Source organism: Actinopolymorpha cephalotaxi, assembly GCF_013408535.1.
Lineage (GTDB): Bacteria > Actinomycetota > Actinomycetes > Propionibacteriales > Actinopolymorphaceae > Actinopolymorpha > Actinopolymorpha cephalotaxi.
Genome location: NZ_JACBZA010000001.1, coordinates 6,571,429 through 6,593,720, shown reverse-complemented (window position 1 = coordinate 6,593,720; position 22,292 = coordinate 6,571,429). Strand labels below are relative to the sequence as shown.

Here is a 22,292-nt window from a genome sequence, read left to right as displayed (position 1 = left end):
GACTACAGGTGGTCGCCGGGGTCGCCCTGGAACGGGCGTACCTCGACCGGTAGCCGGGTCGCCTTCGCCGCCTTGCGGCCCCACTCCAGGGCCTCGTCCAGGTCCTCCGCGGCGATGATCGACAGGCCGCCGACGTGTTCCTTGCCCTCGACGTACGGGCCGTCGGTGGTGAGCAGTTCGCCGTCGTCGTAGCGGACGACGGTGGCCGTGGTCGGCTCGTGCAGCCCGCCGGCGAAGACCCAGGCGCCCGCCGCGCGGAGTTCGTCGTTGAACCGCGCGACGTCGGCCATGATCGGCTCGATGATCTCCGGTGCGGGCGGCCCGCCGTCGGGCTGCTGGATGCTGAGCAGGTAGTGCTTCGTCACGGTGTCCTCCCGGGCTCTGGCCGGTCTCGCCGGCTCGCCGTCAGTCTCGGCGCTGGTCACCCTCCACACGAACGCGACCCGCCCGGATCGACACCCGGTCCCGGACGATCTCGCCGAGGTTGTCCGAGCTGACTGGTACGTTCCCCCACATGTCGCGGCTGACCGTGGACCCGTCGGGCACTCACCTGCGTCTCGGCGAGGCGTTCTTCCCCCTGATCATGGACACGGCGTGGAGCAGCTTCGCCGACCCGAGCGAGGAGGAGTGGCGCACCTACCTCGCCGCTCGCCGCCGGCAGGGCTTCACCTGCGTGGCCGTGTCGGTGCTGCCGATCCTGCACGACCGGGACGAGCGCGCGGGTTCGCGGGAGCCGTTCGCCCTCGACGGCGACGGGCACCCCGACTTCGAGCGGCCCGACGAGGACTACTTCGCCCAGGCGCGGGAGTTCACCCGGATCGCGCACGAGGAGTACGGCCTTCGGCTGCTGCTCGTCGTGCTGTGGAACAACTACGTCCCGGGCACCTGGGCCGCGGCCCGCACGCCGTACGCCGTGATGCCCGACAAGCACAGGCGCGCGTACGTCGAACGCGTGGCGCGCACGTTCGGCGACCTGGAGCCGGTCCTGGTCGTCGGCGGCGACGACAACTACCGCGTCCCGGAGGCGAACGCCGCCTACCTCGAGGCGGCCGGCCACCTGCGCGCCGCCGCGCCGCACTGCCTGCTCACCACGCACTCGGCTCCCCATGCCGACCTGCCGGACGACCTCGCCGACTCGCTGGACTTCTTCTGCCACCAGTCCGGTCACGACGTACGCAACGTCGACCTGACGTGGCAGCAGGCCGCTCCCTACCTCGCGCGTAGGCCGCGCAAGCCGCTGCTCGCGGCCGAGCCGGCGTACGAACAACACGGCCGGGTCGGCGGCCACGGCCGGTGGAGTCGCGACGACGTACGCCGGGCGAGCTGGACGAGCGTGCTGGCGGGCGCGACCGCGGGGATCGGTTACGGCGCGCACGGCATGTGGATGTGGCACTCGCCGAGCGCGCGGTTCACCTCCGGCGGCGCCTCGCTGGAGCCCTACCCGTGGCAGACCGCGCTCGGATTCCCCGGTGCGCTGGACATCTCGCTGATGGCCCGGCTGTTCGCCGACCATCGGCTGTACCGGCTCGCGTCCGCGCAGGACCTGCTCGGCGGCTCGGATGAGAACTCCCGGTTGGGCGCGAGCCCCGACCGGGACCTGCTCGTGCTCTACCTGCCGTACAGCCAGGACGCGGAGGTGCGGTTCGACCTGCGCGGCCATCGCCTCACCGGCTGGGACCTCACCGAACGCGCACCGCTCACCGTCGACCCGGTCTTCGAGGACGGCGGGACGCGACTGCGGCAACTACCGAGCCTGTCCGACCAACTCGTCGTCGCCGAACGGACCGCCTGACATGGCCGTCTCGTTCCGGCCCGGTCAGGTCGTCGTCCGGCGGTGCCTGCATCCCGACGGCCGGCTGGCGACCGTGCAGTGCGCACGGGTCGTCGCCGACGACGAGCGCGGGCTGGCGATCTGGATCGGCGCGGGCTCGACCCTCATGCGCCGGGTCGACGTGGACGGCGAACCCACCAGGCACCTGCCGTACGCCGAGGAACTCGCGATGCCCACCATGCTCGCGCCAACGCGGCACCAACGCTTCGGCACGCTCGTCCTCACCCCGGCCGGCGCCGGGCACTCGGTGGCGTGGGCGTTCGACACACCCGGTGAACTCCTCGGGTGGTACGTCAACCTCGAGTCCCCGGTGCTGCGGTGGAACGGCGGCATCGACGTGTTCGACTTCGCCCTGGACGTGCTCGTCCAACCCGATCGCCGATGGGAGTGGAAGGACGAGAAGGAGTTCGCCGACCAGACCGGCCATCCGCTGTTCTGGACCGCGACGGAGGCGGCGGTGATCCGGGCACGGGCCGAGTCGGTCACGCGGACGATCGAGCGAGGCGACTTCCCGTTCGACGGCACGTGGTGCGACTACCTTCCCGACGCGGGCTGGGGCCCGACACCGCTGCCGACCTGGTGGGACCTGCCCACCCTGGCACCGCCGCGCGTCGACGTGACCGCAGCCGGCCTGGGACAGGAGTCGGAGGCGACCCGGGGGCAGCCGGGATAGGTACGGTAGCCGGATGCCCGAGACCTCGATTTGGTTCCAGCCCGCCACGCCGGACGTCGCCGAGGCGGTGCTCGACGCGCTCGTACGCAGCCGTGAGCACATGGCGCCCTGGGATCCGGACCGTCCCGCCGACTTCTTGACCGTCCAGGCGCAGGCGGAGCGTCTCGCCAGCCCGCACGTACGTCGCTGGCACCTGGTCGACGGTGACTTGATCGCCGGTGAGTTCACGTTGTCGACGATCGAACTCGGCGGGTTCCGCAGCGCGCGTCTCGGCTACTGGATCGACGTCGGCCACACCCGGCGCGGGCTCGCGACCCGTGGGGTGGAGCTGGTCTGTCAGGCCGCCCGGGACGAGGTGGGCCTGCACCGTGTCGAGGCATCCACCGTCGTAGCGAACGTCGCGTCCCAGGGGGTGTTGCGCAAGTGCGGGTTCGAGCAGTACGGCACCGCGCCCCGCTACCTGTACGTCGCCGGGCAGTGGCAGGACTGCCACCTCTTCCAGCGCATCCTGCACGACGGCCCGCCGCCGCTGCCCTGAACCCGGAATGTGCGCGGCCGGGACCGGGTTGCCGATGGCGTACGTACTCGTTCGATCTCGTTCGATCTCGTTCGATGGGACCGCCCGCTTCCACGACAACCGCGTCCGGTGAGGAGCCCACCATGACGGCCGTTCTGCCCGAGGACCTGAAGATGCTCGTCGACGAGGAGAAGGTGTTCGCGACCGTCGCGACGCTGCTCGCCGACGGCCAGCCACACCTCACGATCGTGTGGCTGAAGCGCGAAGGTGACGAGCTGGTCTTCTCCACCACCGAGAGCCGCATCCAGGGCAGGAACCTCGCCCGCGATCCGCGGATCAGCGTGCTGATCAGCCCGCCCGGCAAGCCCTACACGTACGCGGAGATCCGTGGCCGGGTGACCATCGTGCCCGACCCGGAGAGTCAGCTGCCCGACGAGCTCTCGCTGAAGTACCTGGGTGGCAAGTACGGCGAGCGGAACCCCGACTCGGTGCGGGAAACCGACCGGATCATCGTCCGGGTCACCCCGGAGAAGCTCACCCACTGGCCGAAGTAGGCGTAAGGGTCGCAGCCTTCGTCAGCGTCGCATCGGTTCCTTCCAGCTTTCACAAAGAAACTTCCAAGGCTTCGCAACCTCCCTGGTGGCTCACGGCTTCTGGTCACTGGGCCCGGACGAGAGCCGGTCCCGGCGTCTGCAAGGACGCCATGAAGCACCTATGGGGGGACCACCTTGTACAAGAAGATTGCGGCCGTTCTGGCCACCTTCGTTCTGGCAACGCTCGGAGTTGTCGGTATCGCCACCGCGGATACCGACAAGTACGACTGCGAGGACTTCAGCACGCAGCAAGAAGCGCAGACAGTCCTGGAGCAGGACCGGTCCGACCCGTACGGTCTCGACCGGGACAACGACGGGATCGCCTGCGAGACGCTGCCGTCCGGCGGCTCGAACAGTGGGCACAGCAGCAAGGACAACGGGAACGACAACAGCCGTGACAACTCCGATGACGCCGACGACAACGGCGGCATCCGGATGCCGTCGCTGATCCACACCGGCGGCGGCGCGACCGCCTGACATACCGATCGAGGCCAGGCGGGCGTGGGCGATCCTCACGCCCGCCTGGCCTCGTTGCAGTCTCGTCAACCCAGCCTTGTCAGGTCATCAGGTCCCGGAAAGTCGAACTCACATGCGCCGGTTCGTAGGATCCCTTCTTGTTGCGCTGCTTGCCTCGGTGCTCCTTGCGGGCTGTGGAGTTGTGGCCGCACCCGCCGACTCGTCCGGCGTGGCGAAGCACGCCGCATCCCGGCAGCTCGCTCCGGCCGCCAAGCCCGTCGACGCCTCCACGTCAGCTCCGAATCCCACCCGAGGTCACGTCGCCGATCCGGCGGTGCTCACCATCCCCGCCATCGACGTGGATGCCAGCATGGTCGGCGTCGGACTCCTACCGAACGGTGAGATGCAGACTCCGGCGTACGACTCCAACCTGGCCGGCTGGTACGTCGAAGGACCGCGGCCCGGCCAGCCCGGACCGGCGGTGATCGTGGCCCACGTCGACTCCAAGACCGGCCCGGACGTCTTCTACAGGCTTCGCGAACTCCGTCCCGGCGACCGGATCACCGTGACCGACTCGGCCGACGCACGTCACACGTTCACCGTCGAACGACTCGAACGCGCTGACAGGGACGGCCTGCCGTACGGCCGGATCTGGACCGGGGGCAAGCAACCCGTCCTCCGGCTGATCACCTGCGCCGGCCCCTACGACCGCGCCAACGGCGGCTACCAGCAGAACCTCATCGTCTACGCACACTGACCTTGAGGCCACAGTTCCATTCGCCGCCAGTGAGCGCGGGTGGAAGGATGTGCCCGTGAAGGACATGCCTGCGCTGCCGGTGAAGAACGCCGACGGGTCCGCGCTGTTGGGTTTCGAGCGGTTGATCGAGACGGACCTCGGCGGCCTGGACGCGTCCGTACCGTTGACGGCCTCGCTGGTCGTGCTCTGGCACGACGGCAGGTGCCTGATGGTGTTCAACCGGTTCCGGCAGTTGTGGGAGTTGCCGGGCGGCATGATCGATCCGGGTGAGACGCCTCGCGAGGCGGCCGTTCGCGAACTCGTGGAGGAGAGTGCGCAGCATCCGGACACGCTCGACCTCGCGGGCGTGGCGCGGGTGACCTGCGCACCGGAAGACCGGCTGGAGTTCCTGGCCATCTATCGGGGCCGGGTGGACTCGCCGCTTCCGTTCGTACCGAACGCCGAGATGTCCGGCGCGACCTGGTGGGACCCGGCTGAGAACCTCACCGACCTGACGCCCATCGACGCCGCCCTCGCCCACCTGTGTCCCGGCGCGCGGTGACACCGGGGCGACGACTCACACTTCGTTCGCCGCGACGACGGCGGCGAGGAAGTCCCGGGTGTCGCGAAGCCGGTGCCGTAGGTCCGCGTACGCCGACGGCCCGTCGTCGTCGGACCTGATCCGCAGCGCCTCGGTGAGGATCGGGCGCCATCGCGGCCCGAACGCCTCGACCTCCACTGCCCATCGACCGGCACCGCCCTTGGAATGCAGCCTTCCGGTGACCAGCAACGCGTGCAGGCGTACGGAGCCGAGCACGCACCACTCCACGAACCACGGGTCGACCGCCCGGTCCGGTGCGGTCTCGGTGAGGCGGTCCAGGTCGCCGACCCACCTCTTCCAGTACGTCCGCAGGTTGGTGCGGGTGTTGGCGAGCAGCGTCGCCTCGTCCGTCCACACGTCGAGCTTCCCGATCGCGGGCCCGCGTACCGCCACGCCGTACTCGTGCAACTCGTGCCACGTCACCAGGGACACCATGCGGTGCCCACTGGGCTCGAACGTGGCTTCGTGGCAGGCCGGAACGTCCGGGCACAGGTCGGGATCGGCCGCGAGGTCCGCGGACAGCAGGTACGCCCCGTCGAAGTACGGCCGCGGGTGGAGCCGGTCCAACTCCTTGTGGACGGAGGCGAGCGCGGCGACCTCCGCATCGGCGGGGCGGTGCGGGGTCAGTGCCACGAAGTCGATGTCGCTGTGACCGGGGCAGAAATCACCCAACGCCGTGGACCCGTGCAGGTAGAGTCCGTCGACAAGACCTGGAACGGCCGCGTCGACCAGTCGGAGATAGGTGTCCGTGACCTCGTGCACCTGCGCAGGCAGCGACGACGACATACCGGCGCACCCTATCCGCCGGTATTCGAGCCGTTGCCGACCTCGTGAACGGGCAACGAACCGGTCAGCTCGATCGCGGGTGTGTCGTGAAGACGTGTGCGACTGCTCCCCCGCTGAAAACAGTGGTGCTGTCGGGTTCGATGGCGAGCGGTGCGCGGAAGATCCGCTCGCCCGCGCCCAGGACCACCGGGTGGACGACAAGGCGGTACTCGTCGATCAGGCCGGTCTCGACCAGCGACCGCGCGAACCGTGCCCCACCGTGGGCGAGCAGGTATCCCCCGGAGCGTTCCTGCTTGAGCCGCGTGATGGCTTCGCCCAGATCCCCGGTGGAGATCGTCGTCTCGTCCCAGTCGGCGGACGTGAGCGTGGACGAGAACACGACCTTCGGGATCTCGTTCATCGGTTTCGCGAACGGCCCGGAGTCGTTGGGCCAGTGGCCGGCCATCACCGCGTACGTGGAGGCACCCATCAGGTGCACGCCGGCGTTGCTCACGGTCTCGACAAGCCAGTCAACGGCGTCCTCGGAACCTCCCGCCGCGATCCAGTCCGAGCTGCCGTCATCGGATGCCACGTAGCCGTCGAGCGACACAGACATCTTCAGGACCAGTGCGGCCATCAGCTGCTTCCTTCCAGGATGGGTGACACGAGCTGTTCGTGTCGATGGCACAGACCCGGACGCGGCCAGAAACTCATCGCGGTACGGATATCGGGTTCCGGGAAGGTGCGGGACGTTGCTTGCAGGGTGCCCGCATGGTACCGATTGCGGGAGGCCGTCAAGGCGTCCCTGACAGAGCAGGCAGGCAGGCAGGAAATGCCCGGAGAGCTTCCAGGAGAGTACGAGGTCCGACCGCCCGTGCCCGACGACGCCGACGAACTCGGAGAGGTGCACGTTCGGGTGTGGCGCGAGGCGTATCAAAGCCTGGTGTCGCAGGAGTATCTCGACCAGCTGGATCCCCGGCGGTCGGCCGAGCGGTGGAGAGTCCTGCTGAGCGAGGCTCCTGACGGCCGGCAGGTACGGCTGCTCGGGCTGTACGAGCAGGAGATCGTCGGGTTCGTGATGGTCGGGCCGCCACGAGACGACGACCCGCCGACGCCGCGGGAACTCCAGGTCATCAACGTCCTCCCCGCCCATCACGGCACCGGCCTGGCCGACCGGATGCTGGCCGACGCCCTGGGCGACTCCCCGGCCTACCTGTGGGTGATGGAGGGCAACGAGCGCGCGCTCGCGTTCTACCGCCGGTACGGGTTCGCGGCGGACGGCGTGACGACCCGGCACGAGTCCACCGGGACGACCCTGCTCCGGATGGTCCGGCGATGAACGAGACGCACGGAACGCACGGAACGCACGGGAGTACGGCGGTGAAGGTGCGGCGGTTCCGTCCGACGGATGCGCCGGCCGTGTGGGCGTCGGCCGGGCGCTGATGACCGCGTTGGAGCGGCGCGCCGCCGAGTTGGGCAAGCGGGAGTTGCACCTGGACACCGCCGACCAACCGGACTCGATGGCCTTCTATCTGAGCCTCGGCTACCGGGAGGTCGGCCGGAAGCCCTCGCCCTACGGCGAGTGGACCACCGTCTACTACGTGAAGACTCTCGAGCCCGCACCGCCAGGTCGCGCGTAGCCGACCAGTCGTACGGAAAGCGATTGCGCCTGCTCTGTCGAGGTTGTCAGGATGCGGGTCGTGATCCACGTACGGCGCTACCAGGCATCCGACCGTCCACAGATTCGTACGCTGCACGACCGGGTCTGGCCGCCGTGGCACAAGGGTCCGGAGCCGCCCGGCTGGTTCACCGATCTGGAACGCATCGAGGAGTGTTACCTCGCGTTCTGGGTCGCCGTCGAGGAGCGCGACGGATCCGAGGTGCTGGTCGGCATGGTGGGAGCAGACCTTCCCGGCGCCGACGTGCCACCGCACCTGGTCGAGGGGCGCGCGAAGCTGGCCCACCTCAGCCGCATGCGGATCGCGCCGGAGTGCCGGCGGCAGGGCGTGGGGGCTCGGCTCTGCGGCACGTTGGTCGACTGGGCCGCCGCCAACGAACTGGAAGCCGTCGTCACCAACACGCCGTCGAACAACCCTCCGGCGCGGTCCCTGTATCGCAAGGTCGGCTTCACCGAGGTCGGAACGACGGTCGTGGGACCTGCGGAGCTGATGTGGTTCGATCTGCCGTTCCAGGGCGGCGTACGCACGCTCTGAGCCGACCGGGGCTCCGGAATTCCGTCCGTCGCAAAGGCTTGGTCCTCACCATATACATCGAACTGGATTGATGTATATGGTGAGCGCGTGACTGTTGCCCAGAGGCGTGCGGACGTCTCCCCGCCGGCCTTCCTCCAACTGGCGGGGAACCCCGTGCGCTGGCGGCTGCTCACCGAGCTGGCGCGAAGTGATCTACGAGTCGGGGAGCTCGTCGCCGCGATCGACCAACCCCAGAACACGGTCTCGTACCATCTCGGACGTCTGCGCTCCGCCGGACTCGTCTCGATGCGGCGCAGCTCCGCCGACCAGCGCGACAGCTACTACCACACGGACCTCGTAAGGTGCGGCGAGTTGCTCGCCTCGACGGGGACGGCCCTTCATCCCGGGCTGATCGCCAACGTCAAGCCGGCCTTGACGGGGCACCAGCGACGCCACCGCAAGGCCCGGAAGGCCCGGGTGCTGTTCCTCTGCACGGGGAACAGCGCGCGTTCCCAGATGGCCGAGGCCCTGCTCGCACAGGCGGCCGGTGAGCACGCCGGGGTCGCCAGCGCGGGCAGCCATCCCAAGGCCATTCACCCCGATGCCGTACGCGCCATGCGGGCGTACGGCATCGATCTTTCCGGCCGGCGGAGCAAGCACCTCGACGAGTTCGCCGGGCAACGGTTCCACCACGTCATCACGTTGTGCGACAAGCTTCGTGAGATCTGCCCGGAGTTCCCCGGGGGCCCCGAGACCAGCCACTGGAGCATCGCCGATCCCGCCTCCGAGGGTGGTTATCCCGCCTTCCGGCGCGTCGCGGCCGACCTTCACACCCGTATCGCGTTCCTTGTCAGCCACCTGGGCATCCCAACGACACCGACAACGACACCGACAACGCCACCGAAGGAGTGATCCTTTCATGACCGAGACCGCCGACAACCTCGTCAGCGTCCGCTACATCGTCGACGACGTGCAGGCCGCCATCGACTTCTACACCACCCACCTTGGGTTCACGGTGAACACCGCGCACGTGCCCGCCTTCGCCGACGTGACCCGCGGCCCCCTGCGACTGCTGCTGTCCGGAGCGCAGAGCTCCGGCGCCCGCGCCACTCCGCCGGATGCCAAGGAACCCGGCCGCAACCGGATTCATCTCATCGTCGGCGACCTGGACGCCGAGATCGAGCGACTACGCGCGGCCGGGTTGACCTTCCGCAGCGACCTGGTGTCCGGCCCTGGTGGGCGGCAGATCCTCCTGGCGGACCCCTCCGGCAACCTCGTCGAGTTGTTCGCCCCCGCCGCCCGCAGCTGACCGGACGGCTTCAGCCGCGATCGACTGCTGGGAGCCGCAGCAACGCCGGGAGCTCTGCCAGTGAGGTGATCACCTGGATGTCGTACTCGCTCGCGACGTCCGCGCTCGCGCCCGTACGGTCCAGCCAGTACGCACGCAGGCCGGCATCACGCGCTCCCACCGCGTCCACGGCGTACTTGTCGCCCACGTAGGCGACCTCGTGAGGCGGCAGATCGAGCAGCGCGCAACCGGCCCGGAAGATGCTCGGGTGAGGTTTCGCCGCGCCGTGCGACTCCGAGCAGACGATCGCGTCGCCGAAGTACGTCAGCAGGCCGATGTGTTCCAGCTTGTGCAGTTGGTGCTCGCGTGAGGAGTTCGAGATCACGCCGAGGCGGTAGTCGGCCGCGAGGAGTTCCAGCAGCGGTGCGGCGTCCGGGAACGCTGCCCAGCTCGCGTTCCGATGGGACACGTAGCCCGCGAACCACGCGGCCGCCTCCGAGTCGGAGATCCCGCCGTCCGGCAGCCGCCCTAGGTGGGCGAGAAACCGCCTGGTCCGGGAGAGCTGCTGATCGGTGAAGGTCTGTTCACCCGCCAGGAAGCGCTCGTGTTCCTCGTCCACGAACCGCCGCCAGACGGCCACGAGTTCCTCGTGCTCGGCGCCGTGATCCAGGAGGCCGAGGGCGGCCAGATGCGCGAGCAGGCCGGACCTCTCCGAGGACGAGTAGTCGAAGAGGGTGTCGTCGATGTCGAACAGGACACCGCGGACGGGCGCCGGTTCGGCGGGCATGGGGGACGTCGGCTGGTCGCTGGGCATTGCGGCAGGCGCCCCTCACGTGTGGCGAGTCGAGATCAGCCCCATCCTGACATGTCGGCGTGGTCGGGGGGCGTGGAGTTCTCGTTGCCCTTGCTGCCGCCCAGGACCCGCGACTTCTTCGCGCGCTGAATGACTTCCTGGCCCTTGAACCGGTAGGTCACTCCGAGGAGCACCACCAAGGCGATGACGACCAACACGATCCATCCCATGGGCGCGAGTGTGCGGATCGTTTCGTACGCCGGCAATGGCTGCGCCGGATCGGTGACCCGATCGTGTCCGTCCGTACGCGTCGATCAGTCCGTCTATGCTGTCCCGCGAGACAGACCCTCGGCATCCGTACGCCGACCCGCCGTGCGCTCAGCGGCCAACCGAGCGCGACGCTGGTGGGTGCCCGGATGTCAGCCGCTCCGCTTCTCCTCGTCGACGGCCACAACCTGCTGTGGCGGGCATGGTTCGGTTTTCCCGCACGGATCCGCAGTCGTGACAAGACCCGGGACGTCACCGGAGTCTTCGGCTTCTTCGCCCTGCTGAGGGTGGCGATCCGCGAACTGCCCGCGCCGCCTGAGGTCGTGGTCGTCTTCGACGGCGAGAACGCCTGGGACGAACGCACGCTGGTCGACCCCTCCTACAAGGCACACCGGCCGACCGACAACGTGGCGATGGCGCCGATCCGGGCTCTCGCGGACGTCGTACGCGGGCTTGACGCGTTGGGCGTACGGCACATCTGCGTCGACACCGCCGAGGCGGACGACATCATCGCCAGTATGGTCCGCCAGTGCCGGAGCCACGCGCCGGAGCGGGACGTCTGGATCATGTCCGCCGACCGCGACTTCCACCAGCTGCTGGACGAACGGACCCGAATCCTCAACACCCTCCGGCGGCCGGGACAGCGCGTCGTCGACGCCCTCGACATCGAGGCCCGCTTCGGCGTCACCCCCGCACAGTGGTGCGACCGGACCAGCCTGGTGGGCGATCCGTCCGACGGGATCCGGGGCGTTCGCGGCGTCGGCCCGATCACCGCCGCCCGCCTGCTCGCCGGCGGTCTGACGGTCGAGGAGCTGCCGGGCTCGGGCCGGCTCGCCGGCCGGGTGGGCGAACGGGTCCGCGACTCGCTGGCCGACGTCGTGCGGTGGAAGGAGCTGATCCGGATGCGGGCAGACCACCCGGTGCCGGCCGGGCTGGTCGTTCGTTCACCGACTGCGGAACTGCCTGCTGCGCCGAGGGTTCTGGACCTGCTCGACCTGTGGTGAGCCGGAGGATGCGGTCCTTCCGTGGCCGGTCACATCCACTGCACCCCGTCGACTTCGTGTTCACGTACGCGGAAATCGATCATCCGGCGCAGCAGGTCACTCGGAACGGGCTCGCCGTACGGGAGTTTGACCGAACCCTTCCCCGTGTCGAACCCTTCGAGGTCCGCGTCGAACGCCTCCCGCGTGCTGGGCGTGAAGACGACGTTCGCGTGCTTGGTGTACCCGTTGACGATGAAGAGGATCGTCCCGGACGGGTGGACCCAGGCCGGCGACCCCCACTTGATCGCCTCGTCCGCCTCGGGAACCGCTTCACCGGCCAGAACGCACAACTCCCGGAGCAGTTCGCGCCCCTGCCCGGTGAAGCCTGCGACGTACTCGTCGATCGTTTGCGGTCTGCCCATTGCGGCAGTCTGGCACGCCGCACCGACTACGAAGAGCCGACAGGGCGCATGGACCCTGGTCAGCCCGTCGAATCTGGGTACGGTGAACGACGTGAGCACGAGAACTGAACCAGTACGCGAACTACCGGACGAGCTACGCGAGCTCATCGAGTCCGGGCCGATGGCCCACCTGAGCACCATCAACCCCGACGGAAGCCCGCAGGTCTCCGTCATCTGGATCGGCCTGGACGGCGACGAGATCGTCAGCGGTCACATGAGGCGTGGGGCGAAGCTGCGCAACGTCGAACGCGACCCGCGCGTCGTGTTGTCGTTCGACGCACCGAGGAAACCTGGTGTCTTCCTCAATCCGTACGCCGTCCTGCGTGCACGGGCCACCGTCGAGCCGACCGAAGAGGCGTGGGACCTGCTGAACCGCCTCGCCAAGGTCTACATGGCTCCCGAGGCGGAGTTTCCCGCGCCCAGGGCACCCGGCTACATCCTGCGCTATGCCGTCGGCCGTATCGGCGGCGTCGGCCCGTGGGCGTCGGCCTCACACTGAGGTGGGGTACGCCTGGCACGCCTATACGGCGCGAAGGTGTGACCCGGAAGGACGGAAGAGGCAGTCACCCGGGTTCGCGTAGCCCGCCAGTCTCGCGATCTCAACATCCGAAAGGCCCTTGGCTGTAAGGGCCTCGCCGATGTGCTTCTGGAGTTGGGGATGCTCCGCCGGCAGACTCGAACTGCCCGGCTCCTGCGTCTTCCAACCGCGGGCGTTGAGTGCCTTGAGGATGGAAGCGCGCTGGGCTGCGGAGACCTGGCCCATCCGGTAGGCGCGTTCCAGGAGCGCCTGCATCGAGACGCCCCACTCCCGTTTGAGATCGACCAGCGTACCGAGTTCGAGGTGGCGTACCTCCGGTCGGATCTCACCCTCGGGCATGAGGAATTCAGCGGCGAACGCGTTGGCCTGGGCTTCCATCTCCTCGTGCGGATCGTCGGTGTGCAAGGCAAGGTGTCCGAGTTCGTGGGCGAGGGTGAGCCGCTTGCGATCGGTGGGTGCGGACTGGTTGACGAGGATCACGGGATGATCACTCACCCACTGCGAGGCGCCGTCAATGCGCTGCGTACCGAAGTCCTTCTCAACCACCAGGCACCCGGCTGATTCCAGCCAGCGGGTCAGGTTCGTCACCGGCCCCATCGGCAGCCGCCACTGGGCGCACACCATGCGGGCGGCATCCTCCGGGCGGGTGTACTCCGGATCGAACGTCGGCAACCGGTGTTCGGCGTCGATCGACACATCCTCGAAGAGAAACGAGGCGTGCACCCGAGTCAGGTTGAGGAGTGCCTCGACTCTGCGCCACTGCGACGTCTTCGTCGACTTCTGCCGGCGCATGTGTGCCTCGACCCCGAGCGCACCCCGGAACCGGTCACCGTGCCGCAGAAGTTCCTCGGTCACCCCCAAAGCTCCGGCAAGAGCGGCCACCGTGGCGGCATCGGGCTGGCGCTCCCCCGCCTCGTAACGGTTGATCGCCACCTGACTGACGTTCACCATCTCGCCCAGCTGCGCCTGGGTCAGCGAACGCGCCCTACGCGCAATGGCCAGCAAATCACCCACCGAGGCGTTCACTCGTCCGTGTGGCTGTTGACGTTGATCACGTTGCCGTCGGGTGCGCGGACGAAGAACCGCCGGATACCCCAGGGCTCGGTGGTGAGCGGATAGACGATCTCGTAGCCACGCCGTTGCGCGTCTTCGTACGCCGCCTCGATGTCGTCGCCGACCGCGGCCGAGATCACCGAGTCGATCGGGGCGGTGGCGTCACGGGTGACGAGCTGGACGACGGCCTCGCCGTCCGGTGACTGGAAGTTGGCGACCCAGCCCAGGTTGAACGCCTCGACGCTCAGCCCGAGGTAGTCGGTGTAGAAGTCGCGGGCCTTGCCGATGTCCGGGACCGACAGGTTGGCCCTGATGCCGGTGACCTGCATGAGAGGCTCCTTTCTCAGCAGCGGTACGCCGAGGTCATTCTGTTCCGTACCGGCCCGCCGATCCAGCGCAGCACGCGCAACAATCCGGGAGGGCGACCGCGACCCCGTGCGGCCGCGGGCCGTAATGCTCCGCGAAGCCGTCGACGGGCTGCGAGGAAGCGGCCCGCGGTAGGGGTCTCCGTCCTTGAGGCGCCGTGAAATCCGCTCGCCAGGCGGTGAACTTGCCCGTAGCCTCGGCGCGACCGGCTGAGCAGAGGATGGGATCAGGTGGACGGCGCTGTCGATGTCGACGTGGCAGTCGAACGCGGGGAGCGGGCGACCCCGACCGGTGAGCTGCTGCGCGCGGTCTGGATGGCGTACGACCTGGATGGCCAACCCCCGCTGGGCGATGTGTCCGGCACACCGGAAGAACTCGGCATCCGTGACCTCGGTGGCAGTTCGAACCTCAACCTGCTTGCCGGACGCGCCGGGCGCCCCGTGGTGGTTCGCGTGTACCTGCCCTGGGTCGACTCGGTCAGACTGACCGACCTCCAACGGATCCGCGGCCTGCTGCGGGAGGCGGGCGTCCCCACCCCACGCCTACTTCCCACCGCGAACGGTCGGCCCTGGACGTCGCTCGGAGGACGTCTGGTCGAGGTCGAGGAGTACGTCGAACACGACGCGGAGATGGACACCTGGACGCACCTGAACGCCGGCATGCCGACGCTCGGCCGGATCCACTCCGTCCTGGATGGTGTCGACGCCGCGCCCGTGACGCGGTACCCCGGGTTCGCGAACGCGGTCGAGGCCGCTGACGCTCGTGCGGTGGCGGCCCGTGGGATTGCGCGCATCCGTTCGTGGGACGACATCAGTGCCGACGTGGCGCGCATGTGCGAGGAGGCGGAAGAGATCGCCGAGTTCGTCGTGACCGCCGAAGCCGCTGCCCCACCGACGCATCGGCAGTTGGTGCACGGTGACTTCTGGGACAACAACGTGCTGTTCCGTTCGGGGCGGGTGGCCGCCGTGCTGGACCTCGACTTCCTCGGCCACCGACCACGTGTCGACGATCTCGCGCTGACGCTCTTCTTCACGGACCAGACGATCCTGCCGGTCGAGGTCGATCAGATCCCCTTGCTACGTGGGCTTGTCGACCACTACGACCGCGGACTCGACCATCCGCTGACGCCAGAGGAACGAGCGGCCGTCCCGGCAGCGCTCGCACGCCAGCAGCTGTGGGGATTCGGGCACGTGAGCAAGCTCGACGAGAAGCGGGCGAAGAGTCTCGTGGACGTCATGGTCGGCGAGGTCCGTCGTACGCTACGGATCGCGCGTGACCTGCCCGGCTGGCGTGCCGCCCTTGCAAGGAGGACCTCGTGAACGATACGGAGACCGGTCTCGGGACCTGGACCACGCCCGAGCGACCCGAGCCGCCGATCAACCCGGCCGACGAGCGTGCCGCGCTCGACGACCGCCTGGAGTTCCAGCGCACCACGTTGCTGCTGAAGTGTGGTGGGCTCACACCGGAACAGCTCGCCCTGCGGTCGGTGCCGCCGTCGTCCCTTTCGCTGCTCGGCCTTGTTCGGCACCTGTCCGGCGTGGAGGCGTGGTTCCATGCGTACGACGGCCGGCCGGATCACCAGTTCTTCTGGAACTACGTGCCGGGTGCGTCCGACGGCTTCGGGGACATCGACGTCGCACGTGCCCACGACGACCTGGCCAGCTACCAGGCGAGTGTCGCCCGGTCGCGCGCGGCCGTAGCAGGGCTCGGTCTCGACGAGGCCAGCCCCGGCGAGGACTACAAGCTGCGGTGGATCTACCTGCACATGATCGAGGAGTACGCGCGCCACAACGGCCACGCGGACCTGCTCCGCGAACGCATCGACGGCGCCACGGGCGAATAGCCGTTCACTGCGGGCAGGCAAGGTGCCATTGACGCGATGTTGTCGACCAACCACGGGTAGCCGGGCGGGTCCAGAATCACCAGAGTGAAGGGTTGGCTGGTGGTACGTCATCCAGGAACGCGGTGACCATCGGTTCGAGCACCTGCACAGTTCCCGAGATCGAGACGTGAGAGGTCGCGGGAAGAATGACGAGTCTGGCCCGGGGAAGCTCAGTGATCATCCCCGTCGCCGCCGCTTCCTCGTCACAGCCACCGCGCAGCTTGAACATCTCCACGGCATGCTCGGGACGCACCCCGTCCGCGTCGCCGATGATGACCATCGTCTGGGCCCGGATCGACCGCAGTTGCTCGTCGGTGATGTGCTGGTCCTCGAAGTTCAGCACTCTCATCTTCTCCACCCAGGCGTCGAACGCAGGCGGATCGGGCGTGTGCTGACGGAAGGCCTCACCGACGGGCGTGTCCTTGAACAGGTCAGCGGTGAGGCCCTCGATCACGTGCAGAGCCGACGGGTACCAGCCGTCCTGGCGGTAGGTGGCGGACAGCGTGACGAGCTTGCCGACCAGCCGCGGGTGACGCAGGGCGAGCTGCAACGCGACTCCCCCTCCCTGTGAGTACCCCATCACGTCGGCACGCTCGATCTCCAACGCCTGCAGCAAGGCCGAGGCGTCGTCGCCGAACTGTTCGTACGACATCGCACGCGGCGTGTCCGGCGTACGGCCGTGTCCTTGCTGGTCGAAGACGATGACCGGACGCCTGGTCGCGAACGCGGCGACCCACTGCCTCATCGTGTCGGTGGCCATGAAGGCCCCGGGTATCAGCAGCAACGGCACCGTGTCCGAGGCGGCAGGCTCACCGTGCACTTCGTAGTACAGCTGAAGGCCGTTGATCGGAAGCTGTCCACTGCGCGAGGGCTGCATGCCGGAAGAGTAGCCAGCCAGGCGAAGACTTCGCGCTGGATCACTCCGTGCCGTCGGCCGGCAGGCGCTCGGGCAGCCCGAGGCGCGGGAACTGGTCGGCGTGGAACGTGATGATCTCGGCGATCTTCCCGTCGGCGATACGCAGGACGTCGATCGTCAGCGGCAGGTAGGCGCCCTCCTTCTCCTGCCAGAGGTAGAAGGCGATGGCGGCCTGCCGGTTCACCGACGTGGGGACGGCGCGCAGGCCGCGGAGGTCCGGGAAGCCGCTCTCGGTCCAGTCCGCCACCACCGCGTCGCGGCCGACGAGCAGGCCCGGCGTGGGCGGCATCGAGGTGCGGACGTCGTCGCGCAACATGGCCGCGATCGCATCGATGTCCGTGGCCACGCTGGCGTCGGTGAAGCGGCGTACCAGGTCGCGGGTCCCGGCGTCGGCGCCGCCGGACCAGTCCTGACGCTCGGCGGGCAGGTGTTCCCGCATGCCCGCGCGGGCCCGCTGGAGCGCGCTGTTCACGGAGTTGACCGAATCCCCGAGGGCCTCCGCGACGTCCTTCGCCGGCCAGCCGAGGACGTCCCGCAGGACCAGCACGGCCCGCGGGCGCGGCGCGAGGTGCTGGACCGCGACCACGTACGCCAGCTCGATCGTCTCCCACGCGACGGCGACGGTCTCCGGCTCGTCCGCGTCGCCCGCGGTCGGCTCGTCGAGCAACCGGTCCGGGTAGGGCTGCAGCCACAGCACCTCCCCGCCGGTCGCGGGCTCCGGGCGGACCTTGGCGAGCAGGTCCAGGCAGGCGTTGGTGGCGATCCGGTACAGCCAGGCCCGGAAGGTCGACCGTCCCTCGAAGGTCTCTCGCCGCCGCCAGGCGCGGAGGAACGTCTCCTGCACGGCGTCCTCGGCGTCCTCGAACGACCCGAGCATCCGGTAGCAGTGCACGTGCAGCTCCCGCCGGTGTCGCTCCGCCAGCCCCGAGAAGGCCGGCTCGTCCATCTCGCCCACATCGCCCACGCCCTGCACCTCCAGCCGCGCGTCCGCACCCATCACGCCATCCTTCCCTCTCGCCTGGTCCCGTCGTAGGTGTGACGGGCGCGGGCGGGACAACTCATCACCGGGCGGAACCCACTACGCTGACGGTCTGCGTCGCTACCCATCCGGACCCCCTGGGAGATTCCGTTGCGCTGGTTCGTACGCCTCTCTCGTCGGCTCGCGGTGCTGATGGCCGTCGCCACGTTGCCCTCCGCCGTCGTCGCGTCCGCCGCACTCGCCCAGCCGGCCCAGTCGGCAAAGCCGGCTCAGTCGGCAAAACCGCGCGAGTCCGTCGGTGCACCGACCACGCTGAAGATCCTCACGTTCAACATCTGGCTGGAGGGCACCGCCGTCCCCGACGGCCTCGACCACGTGGTCGAGACGATCCGGATGTCCGACGCCAACGTGATCCTGCTGTCGGAGGCCGGCGCGGCGGCGAACCCGATCGCGAAGGCGCTGTCGACGCCCGGCAAGCCCTACTACGCGGCCTCCTCCGACGACGCCGGCATCGTCTCGGCCTTCCCGATCATCGACCAGGCCGATTTTCCGTACGCCAAGAAGGCCGTCCTCGACGTCCACGGCCGGGAGGTGACGACGTACGCGGCACACCTGTACTACCGCAACTACGCGACCTACCTCCCCCGCGGCTACGGCGGCGGCGTCGACGAGCCCAGCGAGTTCGCGAAGTACGACTGGAACAAGCTGCCCGGCGGTCCCGTCCTCGACGTGGACAAGGTCCTCAAGGTCAACGCGGACTCCGGCCGGCCCGACGTCATCGGCACGATCGTCGCGGACGCGGCCGGAGAGCGCGCGAAGCGGCGGGCGGTGTTCCTCGGCGGCGACTTCAACGAGCCGTCGGTGTACGACTGGACCGCGGCGACGGGTTCGCTGTTCGACCACCATGGACTCACGATCCCGTGGCAGACGACCGCTCTTCTCCGGGACGCGGGGTACGTCGATGCTTACCGCAGCGAATATCCCAACCCGGTCACGCATCCCGGTTTCACCTGGCCGTCGGACAACCCCGACAAGGCTGTCGGCGACCTGACCTGGGCGCCCGAGGCCGACGAGCGCGACCGGATCGACTTCGTCTTCCACCGGCCCGAGCCCGGGGTGCGGCTGGTCGGTGCGGGCATCGTCGGGCCGCGGTCGACGATCGTCCGCAGCGAGCGCGTCGTCGAGGACACCGACGACCACTTCCTGCCGATCCCCGAGCACTGGCCGAGCGACCACAAGGCGGTGCTCGCGACCTACCGACTGGCCGGGCCTCCCGCGCGCCGCTGAGGACGTCGAGCCGGACGTCCCGTCAGTGGCAGCAGGAGTCTCCGGCAGCGGCGCCGTCGTTGCCACTCTCTCCGAGGTCGTCGGAGCGGCCGGCCTGAATGCGGGGCCACTGCGCGATCGGCCGTCCGTTCGTACGGAACGGGTCGGCGCCCTTCGCCCAGCGCGGGTCCGGCCAGCCGTCCGGCGTGTCCTGCCACCCCTCCCGCCGGCCGTGGACGGTGAGGTCCAGCAGGCCGTACGTGTTGTCCATCGCCTCCAGGCCACGGCCGGTCGTCCAGTAGGTCTCGAAGACCCGGGACCCTTGCCGCAGGTAGCAGACCATCGGGGCGGGCGAGCGGGGCCGGTCACCGAGCAGGACGTCGAGCGAGTCGCGGGCGGAGTACCACGGCACGCCCCAGCCCATGAAGTCGCGGTACCGCACGCTCACGTCGTACGGACCCTGGCACAGCGTGGCGTAGGTGACGTCGCGCGAGTGCAGGTACGCCAGTTCGCGGACCTGGCCGTTGAAGAACGTGCACCCCTCACACTGGCCGGCGGCGGAGTGGCCGTGGTGCCACATGTGGAAGTACGCGATCAGCTGCTCGCGCCCCTCGAACACCTCCAGCAGGCTGACCGGGCCCTGCTCCCCGACCACCGTGATCGTCGGGTCGACCTCCACCATCGGCAGCCGTCGGCGGTCCGCCGCGAGCGCGTCCCCTTCGTGGGTATGTGCCTTCTCTCGGACCAGCAGGGCTTCCCGTTCGGCCTGGTACGTGGCCCGGTCGACGACGCGCGGCCGGGCGCTTTCGGTGGTTTCGGGAGTTTCCTTCGGGGTGGTGGTCATGATCTCTCCTCCGTCGGCTGTGGACCTACCCACCGACGAACGGCACCCGCCGCGATTCGACATGGCGGCGCAACAATTTCCGAGCCGGGTCCAGGACAGGCCCTATTGTCGGGCTCTGAGGGAGGTGACAGCCGTGAAGTACGCGTTGATGATCTGGCACGGCGAGGAGCACTCGGAGCCCCCGGAGGAGATCGACACCTGGCCGGACCACAAGGCCTGGATGGACGATCTCGTCGCCCGCGGCGTCTTCAGGGGTGGTGCCCGGCTGCGGCCGACGGCCACCACGAAGGTGCGCGTCCGTGACGGCGAGACGCTGGTGTCCGACGGCCCGTACGCCGAGACCAAGGACCTGATCGGCGGGTTCCTCGTGGTCGAGTGCGCGCACCTGGACGAGGCGATCGAGATCGCGGCCGGGCACCCGTTCGCGGCGTTCGGCACGGTCGAGGTCCGGCCGGTCTGGGAATGAGCCGGGACCCGGGCAGGGACCGGATCAGGGAGCCGAACGAAGTGCCGGGCGACGACGTCGAGGCGGCCGTCTCCTCGGCGTTCACCACCGAATGGGGCCAGGTCGTCGCCACCCTGATCCGTCTCACCGGCGACTGGGACCTCGCCGAGGACAGCGCCGCGGACGCGTTCGCCGCCGCGCTGGAACGCTGGCGACGCGACGGCATCCCGCGCAGCCCCGGCGCCTGGCTCACCACCACCGCACGCAACCGCGCGACCGACCGGATCCGCCGGGAGGCCACCGGCAACGCCAAGTTGCGCGAGCTCGCGCTGCTCACCCGCGACGGCGAGGACGCGGCCGAGCCGGACGAGGTACGCGACGACCGGCTTCGGCTGATCTTCACCTGCTGCCATCCCGCGCTGCCGTTCGAGGGGCGGATCGCGCTCACCCTGCGGACCCTCACGGGCCTCACCACGGCGGAGATCGCCCGCGCCTTCCTCGTACCCGAGCCGACGATGTACCAGCGGCTGACCCGGGCCAAGAAGAAGATCCGCGAGGCCGGCATCCCCTACCGCGTCCCGCCTGCTCAGCTGCTGCCGGAGCGGCTCTCGTCCGTTCTCGGCGTTCTCTACCTGCTGTTCAACGAGGGGTACGCCGCGACGGCCGGCGCCGACCTGATCCGGGCGAACCTCAGCGCCGAGGCGATCCGGCTGGCCCGGCTGCTGGTACGGCTGCTGCCCGACCCGGAGGCGCGGAGCCTGCTGGCGCTGATGTTGCTGCACGACGCCCGGCGCGCGACCCGGGTCGGCGCCGACGGCGAGCTGGTCACGCTGGACCGGCAGGACCGTACCCGCTGGGACCACGCCAGGATCGCCGAGGGCGTACGGCTGCTGCCCGCCGAGCCCGGGCCGTACCAACTGCAGGCGGCGATCGCGGCCTGTCATGCCGTTGCCGAAAGCGTCGAGACCACCGACTGGGCACGGATCGCGGCGCTCTACGACGAACTGCTCGCCCACACACCGTCGCCGGTCGTCCGGCTCAACCGCGCGGTGGCCGTGGCGATGGCCGACGGACCGGCCGCGGGCCTCGCGCTGGTGGACGAGCTGACCGCCTCAGGGGAGCTCGCCGACTATCACCTGCTGCCCGCGACGCGCGCCGACCTGTTGCGGCGTACGGGCGACGTCGACCGCGCCGCCGAGGCCTACCGCGAGGCGATCGCACTCGCCTCCACCGACACCGAGCGCGACTACCTGCAAGCGCGGCTTGACGAGCTCTGAGAACGGCGTACGTCAGCAGTCGAACACCGACCAGCAGATGTCGTTGCGCAACCGCTGGTCGTCGAGCACTAGCGCGCGGATCGCCTCCGGTAGCTGGTCGCGCTGCCATCGGCACTCGCGTCGCCCCGCGGCCTCGCCCTCGCCTTCGGGTGCGGCGGCCCGCACGGCCTTGATCGCGTAGGCGGCGGCGCCGAGTTCGTGCGCGGCCACGTGCGCGACGACCCCGGCCTGTCCCGCGGCATAGGCGGCATGCCGGGCAGCGCCTCGCAGGTCTCTGGCAGCACCCATCGCATGGCCGCCGGCCGCACGGGCCTGCATCATCTTCACCTCACCACGTACCCAGGCACGTGCATGCTCGATAGCCTGGCGCGGTCGTGGGTCCTCCGGGCGTACCGATTCGAAGAGATCGAGGACGTGCTCCGCGCACGACGCCGCCCACAGAGCGAGGAGCTGGTGGTCGGGGTCGGTGAGGGTTCCACCACGGCGGATCGTCACGAATCGGTGGTCCCGAACCTTCGGGAGGATCATGGCCGTTCACTCCTCTCGTACGGCTTCAGGACGGTGAATCCT

31 protein-coding genes are annotated in these 22,292 nt (G+C 69.2%); 19 read left to right on the top strand and 12 right to left on the bottom strand.

All coding sequences use genetic code 11. The features are described 5' to 3' along the window. Positions 1-2: 2 nt before the first annotated feature. Positions 3-365: a YciI family protein gene (locus FHR37_RS29490; protein ID WP_237768765.1), complete on the bottom strand. Its 363-nt coding sequence runs from the start codon at positions 363-365 to the stop codon at positions 3-5. 149 nt (positions 366-514) lie between these two features. On the opposite strand from FHR37_RS29490, the gene FHR37_RS29485 reads away from it, so the two are divergent. The 7 genes from FHR37_RS29485 (at position 515) to FHR37_RS29455 (ending at position 5,368) form a co-directional block, all read left to right on the top strand. Next, positions 515-1,792, top strand: coding sequence for an apiosidase-like domain-containing protein (locus FHR37_RS29485; RefSeq protein ID WP_092883342.1), 1,278 nt, complete (start codon positions 515-517; stop codon positions 1,790-1,792). Between the two features lies 1 nt (position 1,793). Beyond that, positions 1,794-2,504: a DUF402 domain-containing protein gene (locus FHR37_RS29480; protein ID WP_202818075.1), complete on the top strand. Its 711-nt coding sequence runs from the start codon at positions 1,794-1,796 to the stop codon at positions 2,502-2,504. A 13-nt stretch (positions 2,505-2,517) separates the two neighbouring features. Continuing rightward, positions 2,518-3,042 (top strand): GNAT family N-acetyltransferase, encoded by a 525-nt coding sequence (locus tag FHR37_RS29475; RefSeq protein WP_092883343.1) that lies wholly within the window; start codon positions 2,518-2,520, stop codon positions 3,040-3,042. A 122-nt stretch (positions 3,043-3,164) separates the two neighbouring features. Beyond that, positions 3,165-3,575, top strand: a complete 411-nt coding sequence (locus FHR37_RS29470; protein ID WP_092883344.1) for a PPOX class F420-dependent oxidoreductase — start codon at positions 3,165-3,167, stop codon at positions 3,573-3,575. Positions 3,576-3,749: 174 nt separating this feature from the next. Continuing rightward, positions 3,750-4,091 (top strand): excalibur calcium-binding domain-containing protein, encoded by a 342-nt coding sequence (locus FHR37_RS29465; RefSeq protein ID WP_092883345.1) that lies wholly within the window; start codon positions 3,750-3,752, stop codon positions 4,089-4,091. A 181-nt stretch (positions 4,092-4,272) separates the two neighbouring features. Next, a complete protein-coding gene (locus FHR37_RS32790; protein ID WP_175542500.1) occupies positions 4,273-4,827 on the top strand; it encodes a class F sortase in 555 nt (184 codons plus the stop codon). Between the two features lie 64 nt (positions 4,828-4,891). Beyond that, on the top strand, positions 4,892-5,368 hold the full coding sequence (locus FHR37_RS29455) for an NUDIX hydrolase (RefSeq protein WP_237768783.1): 477 nt from the start codon (positions 4,892-4,894) through the stop codon (positions 5,366-5,368). A 15-nt stretch (positions 5,369-5,383) separates the two neighbouring features. Here FHR37_RS29455 and FHR37_RS29450 read toward each other — a convergent pair whose 3' ends face one another. Together FHR37_RS29450 and FHR37_RS29445 are read right to left on the bottom strand one after the other, a co-directional pair. Next, positions 5,384-6,193, bottom strand: coding sequence for a nucleotidyltransferase domain-containing protein (locus FHR37_RS29450; protein WP_092883348.1), 810 nt, complete (start codon positions 6,191-6,193; stop codon positions 5,384-5,386). A 64-nt stretch (positions 6,194-6,257) separates the two neighbouring features. Continuing rightward, positions 6,258-6,809, bottom strand: a complete 552-nt coding sequence (locus FHR37_RS29445) for a dihydrofolate reductase family protein (RefSeq protein WP_092883349.1) — start codon at positions 6,807-6,809, stop codon at positions 6,258-6,260. A 237-nt stretch (positions 6,810-7,046) separates the two neighbouring features. Between FHR37_RS29445 and FHR37_RS29440 the strand changes: the two genes are divergently transcribed. The 5 genes from FHR37_RS29440 (at position 7,047) to FHR37_RS29420 (ending at position 9,673) form a co-directional block, all read left to right on the top strand. Continuing rightward, entirely contained in the window at positions 7,047-7,511 is a 465-nt protein-coding gene (locus tag FHR37_RS29440; protein ID WP_202818076.1) for a GNAT family N-acetyltransferase, read from the top strand. An 82-nt stretch (positions 7,512-7,593) separates the two neighbouring features. Continuing rightward, positions 7,594-7,812 carry a GNAT family N-acetyltransferase gene (locus tag FHR37_RS29435; RefSeq protein ID WP_092883351.1) on the top strand — a complete coding sequence of 73 codons (219 nt, stop codon included), beginning with the start codon at positions 7,594-7,596 and terminating at the stop codon, positions 7,810-7,812. A gap of 51 nt (positions 7,813-7,863) precedes the next feature. After that, positions 7,864-8,385 carry a GNAT family N-acetyltransferase gene (locus FHR37_RS29430; RefSeq protein ID WP_092883352.1) on the top strand — a complete coding sequence of 174 codons (522 nt, stop codon included), beginning with the start codon at positions 7,864-7,866 and terminating at the stop codon, positions 8,383-8,385. A gap of 87 nt (positions 8,386-8,472) precedes the next feature. Further along, the gene (locus FHR37_RS29425) at positions 8,473-9,276 is read left to right on the top strand and encodes an arsenate reductase/protein-tyrosine-phosphatase family protein (protein ID WP_092883353.1); all 804 of its coding nucleotides are present in this window, start codon (positions 8,473-8,475) and stop codon (positions 9,274-9,276) included. 7 nt (positions 9,277-9,283) lie between these two features. Beyond that, positions 9,284-9,673 (top strand): VOC family protein, encoded by a 390-nt coding sequence (locus FHR37_RS29420; RefSeq protein ID WP_092883354.1) that lies wholly within the window; start codon positions 9,284-9,286, stop codon positions 9,671-9,673. Between the two features lie 10 nt (positions 9,674-9,683). Here FHR37_RS29420 and FHR37_RS29415 read toward each other — a convergent pair whose 3' ends face one another. Together FHR37_RS29415 and FHR37_RS29410 are read right to left on the bottom strand one after the other, a co-directional pair. Continuing rightward, complete coding sequence (locus tag FHR37_RS29415; protein WP_202884576.1) at positions 9,684-10,466, bottom strand: HAD family hydrolase; 783 nt, start codon at positions 10,464-10,466, stop codon at positions 9,684-9,686. Between the two features lie 35 nt (positions 10,467-10,501). After that, entirely contained in the window at positions 10,502-10,675 is a 174-nt protein-coding gene (locus FHR37_RS29410) for a hypothetical protein (protein WP_175542501.1), read from the bottom strand. Between the two features lie 186 nt (positions 10,676-10,861). Between FHR37_RS29410 and FHR37_RS29405 the strand changes: the two genes are divergently transcribed. Next, on the top strand, positions 10,862-11,716 hold the full coding sequence (locus FHR37_RS29405; protein ID WP_092883515.1) for a 5'-3' exonuclease: 855 nt from the start codon (positions 10,862-10,864) through the stop codon (positions 11,714-11,716). 29 nt (positions 11,717-11,745) lie between these two features. Here FHR37_RS29405 and FHR37_RS29400 read toward each other — a convergent pair whose 3' ends face one another. Then, entirely contained in the window at positions 11,746-12,117 is a 372-nt protein-coding gene (locus FHR37_RS29400) for an iron chaperone (protein WP_092883356.1), read from the bottom strand. Between the two features lie 91 nt (positions 12,118-12,208). Here FHR37_RS29400 and FHR37_RS32195 point away from each other — a divergent pair, with 91 nt between their 5' ends. After that, positions 12,209-12,655 carry a PPOX class F420-dependent oxidoreductase gene (locus tag FHR37_RS32195; RefSeq protein WP_237768766.1) on the top strand — a complete coding sequence of 149 codons (447 nt, stop codon included), beginning with the start codon at positions 12,209-12,211 and terminating at the stop codon, positions 12,653-12,655. 21 nt (positions 12,656-12,676) lie between these two features. On the opposite strand, the gene FHR37_RS29390 is transcribed toward FHR37_RS32195, so the two are convergent. Next, positions 12,677-13,720 (bottom strand): XRE family transcriptional regulator, encoded by a 1,044-nt coding sequence (locus FHR37_RS29390; RefSeq protein WP_202818079.1) that lies wholly within the window; start codon positions 13,718-13,720, stop codon positions 12,677-12,679. Continuing rightward, positions 13,717-14,076: a VOC family protein gene (locus tag FHR37_RS29385; protein ID WP_092883357.1), complete on the bottom strand. Its 360-nt coding sequence runs from the start codon at positions 14,074-14,076 to the stop codon at positions 13,717-13,719. Before FHR37_RS29385 ends, FHR37_RS29390 begins: the two co-directional genes overlap by 4 nt. Before the next feature lie 267 nt (positions 14,077-14,343). On the opposite strand from FHR37_RS29385, the gene FHR37_RS29380 reads away from it, so the two are divergent. Together FHR37_RS29380 and FHR37_RS29375 are read left to right on the top strand one after the other, a co-directional pair. Beyond that, on the top strand, positions 14,344-15,432 hold the full coding sequence (locus FHR37_RS29380; RefSeq protein ID WP_092883358.1) for a phosphotransferase enzyme family protein: 1,089 nt from the start codon (positions 14,344-14,346) through the stop codon (positions 15,430-15,432). Then, positions 15,429-15,956: a DinB family protein gene (locus FHR37_RS29375; protein ID WP_092883359.1), complete on the top strand. Its 528-nt coding sequence runs from the start codon at positions 15,429-15,431 to the stop codon at positions 15,954-15,956. The genes FHR37_RS29380 and FHR37_RS29375 overlap by 4 nt, the downstream gene beginning before the upstream one ends. A gap of 76 nt (positions 15,957-16,032) precedes the next feature. Here FHR37_RS29375 and FHR37_RS29370 read toward each other — a convergent pair whose 3' ends face one another. Both FHR37_RS29370 and FHR37_RS29365 read right to left on the bottom strand, forming a co-directional pair. Next, a complete protein-coding gene (locus tag FHR37_RS29370; RefSeq protein WP_092883360.1) occupies positions 16,033-16,872 on the bottom strand; it encodes an alpha/beta fold hydrolase in 840 nt (279 codons plus the stop codon). A gap of 40 nt (positions 16,873-16,912) precedes the next feature. Continuing rightward, positions 16,913-17,908, bottom strand: a complete 996-nt coding sequence (locus FHR37_RS29365) for an RNA polymerase subunit sigma-70 (RefSeq protein ID WP_092883361.1) — start codon at positions 17,906-17,908, stop codon at positions 16,913-16,915. Between the two features lie 132 nt (positions 17,909-18,040). Here FHR37_RS29365 and FHR37_RS29360 point away from each other — a divergent pair, with 132 nt between their 5' ends. Next, complete coding sequence (locus tag FHR37_RS29360) at positions 18,041-19,177, top strand: endonuclease/exonuclease/phosphatase family protein (protein WP_237768767.1); 1,137 nt, start codon at positions 18,041-18,043, stop codon at positions 19,175-19,177. 22 nt (positions 19,178-19,199) lie between these two features. Here FHR37_RS29360 and FHR37_RS29355 read toward each other — a convergent pair whose 3' ends face one another. Next, positions 19,200-20,000 carry a DUF899 family protein gene (locus tag FHR37_RS29355; protein WP_092883362.1) on the bottom strand — a complete coding sequence of 267 codons (801 nt, stop codon included), beginning with the start codon at positions 19,998-20,000 and terminating at the stop codon, positions 19,200-19,202. A gap of 133 nt (positions 20,001-20,133) precedes the next feature. Here FHR37_RS29355 and FHR37_RS29350 point away from each other — a divergent pair, with 133 nt between their 5' ends. Both FHR37_RS29350 and FHR37_RS29345 read left to right on the top strand, forming a co-directional pair. Further along, positions 20,134-20,466 (top strand): YciI family protein, encoded by a 333-nt coding sequence (locus FHR37_RS29350; RefSeq protein WP_092883519.1) that lies wholly within the window; start codon positions 20,134-20,136, stop codon positions 20,464-20,466. Beyond that, positions 20,463-21,722: an RNA polymerase sigma factor gene (locus tag FHR37_RS29345; RefSeq protein ID WP_092883363.1), complete on the top strand. Its 1,260-nt coding sequence runs from the start codon at positions 20,463-20,465 to the stop codon at positions 21,720-21,722. Before FHR37_RS29350 ends, FHR37_RS29345 begins: the two co-directional genes overlap by 4 nt. Before the next feature lie 12 nt (positions 21,723-21,734). Here the strand turns inward: FHR37_RS29345 and FHR37_RS29340 are convergent, their stop codons facing one another. Next, on the bottom strand, positions 21,735-22,250 hold the full coding sequence (locus FHR37_RS29340; protein ID WP_092883364.1) for a putative immunity protein: 516 nt from the start codon (positions 22,248-22,250) through the stop codon (positions 21,735-21,737). Positions 22,251-22,292 lie beyond the last annotated feature (42 nt).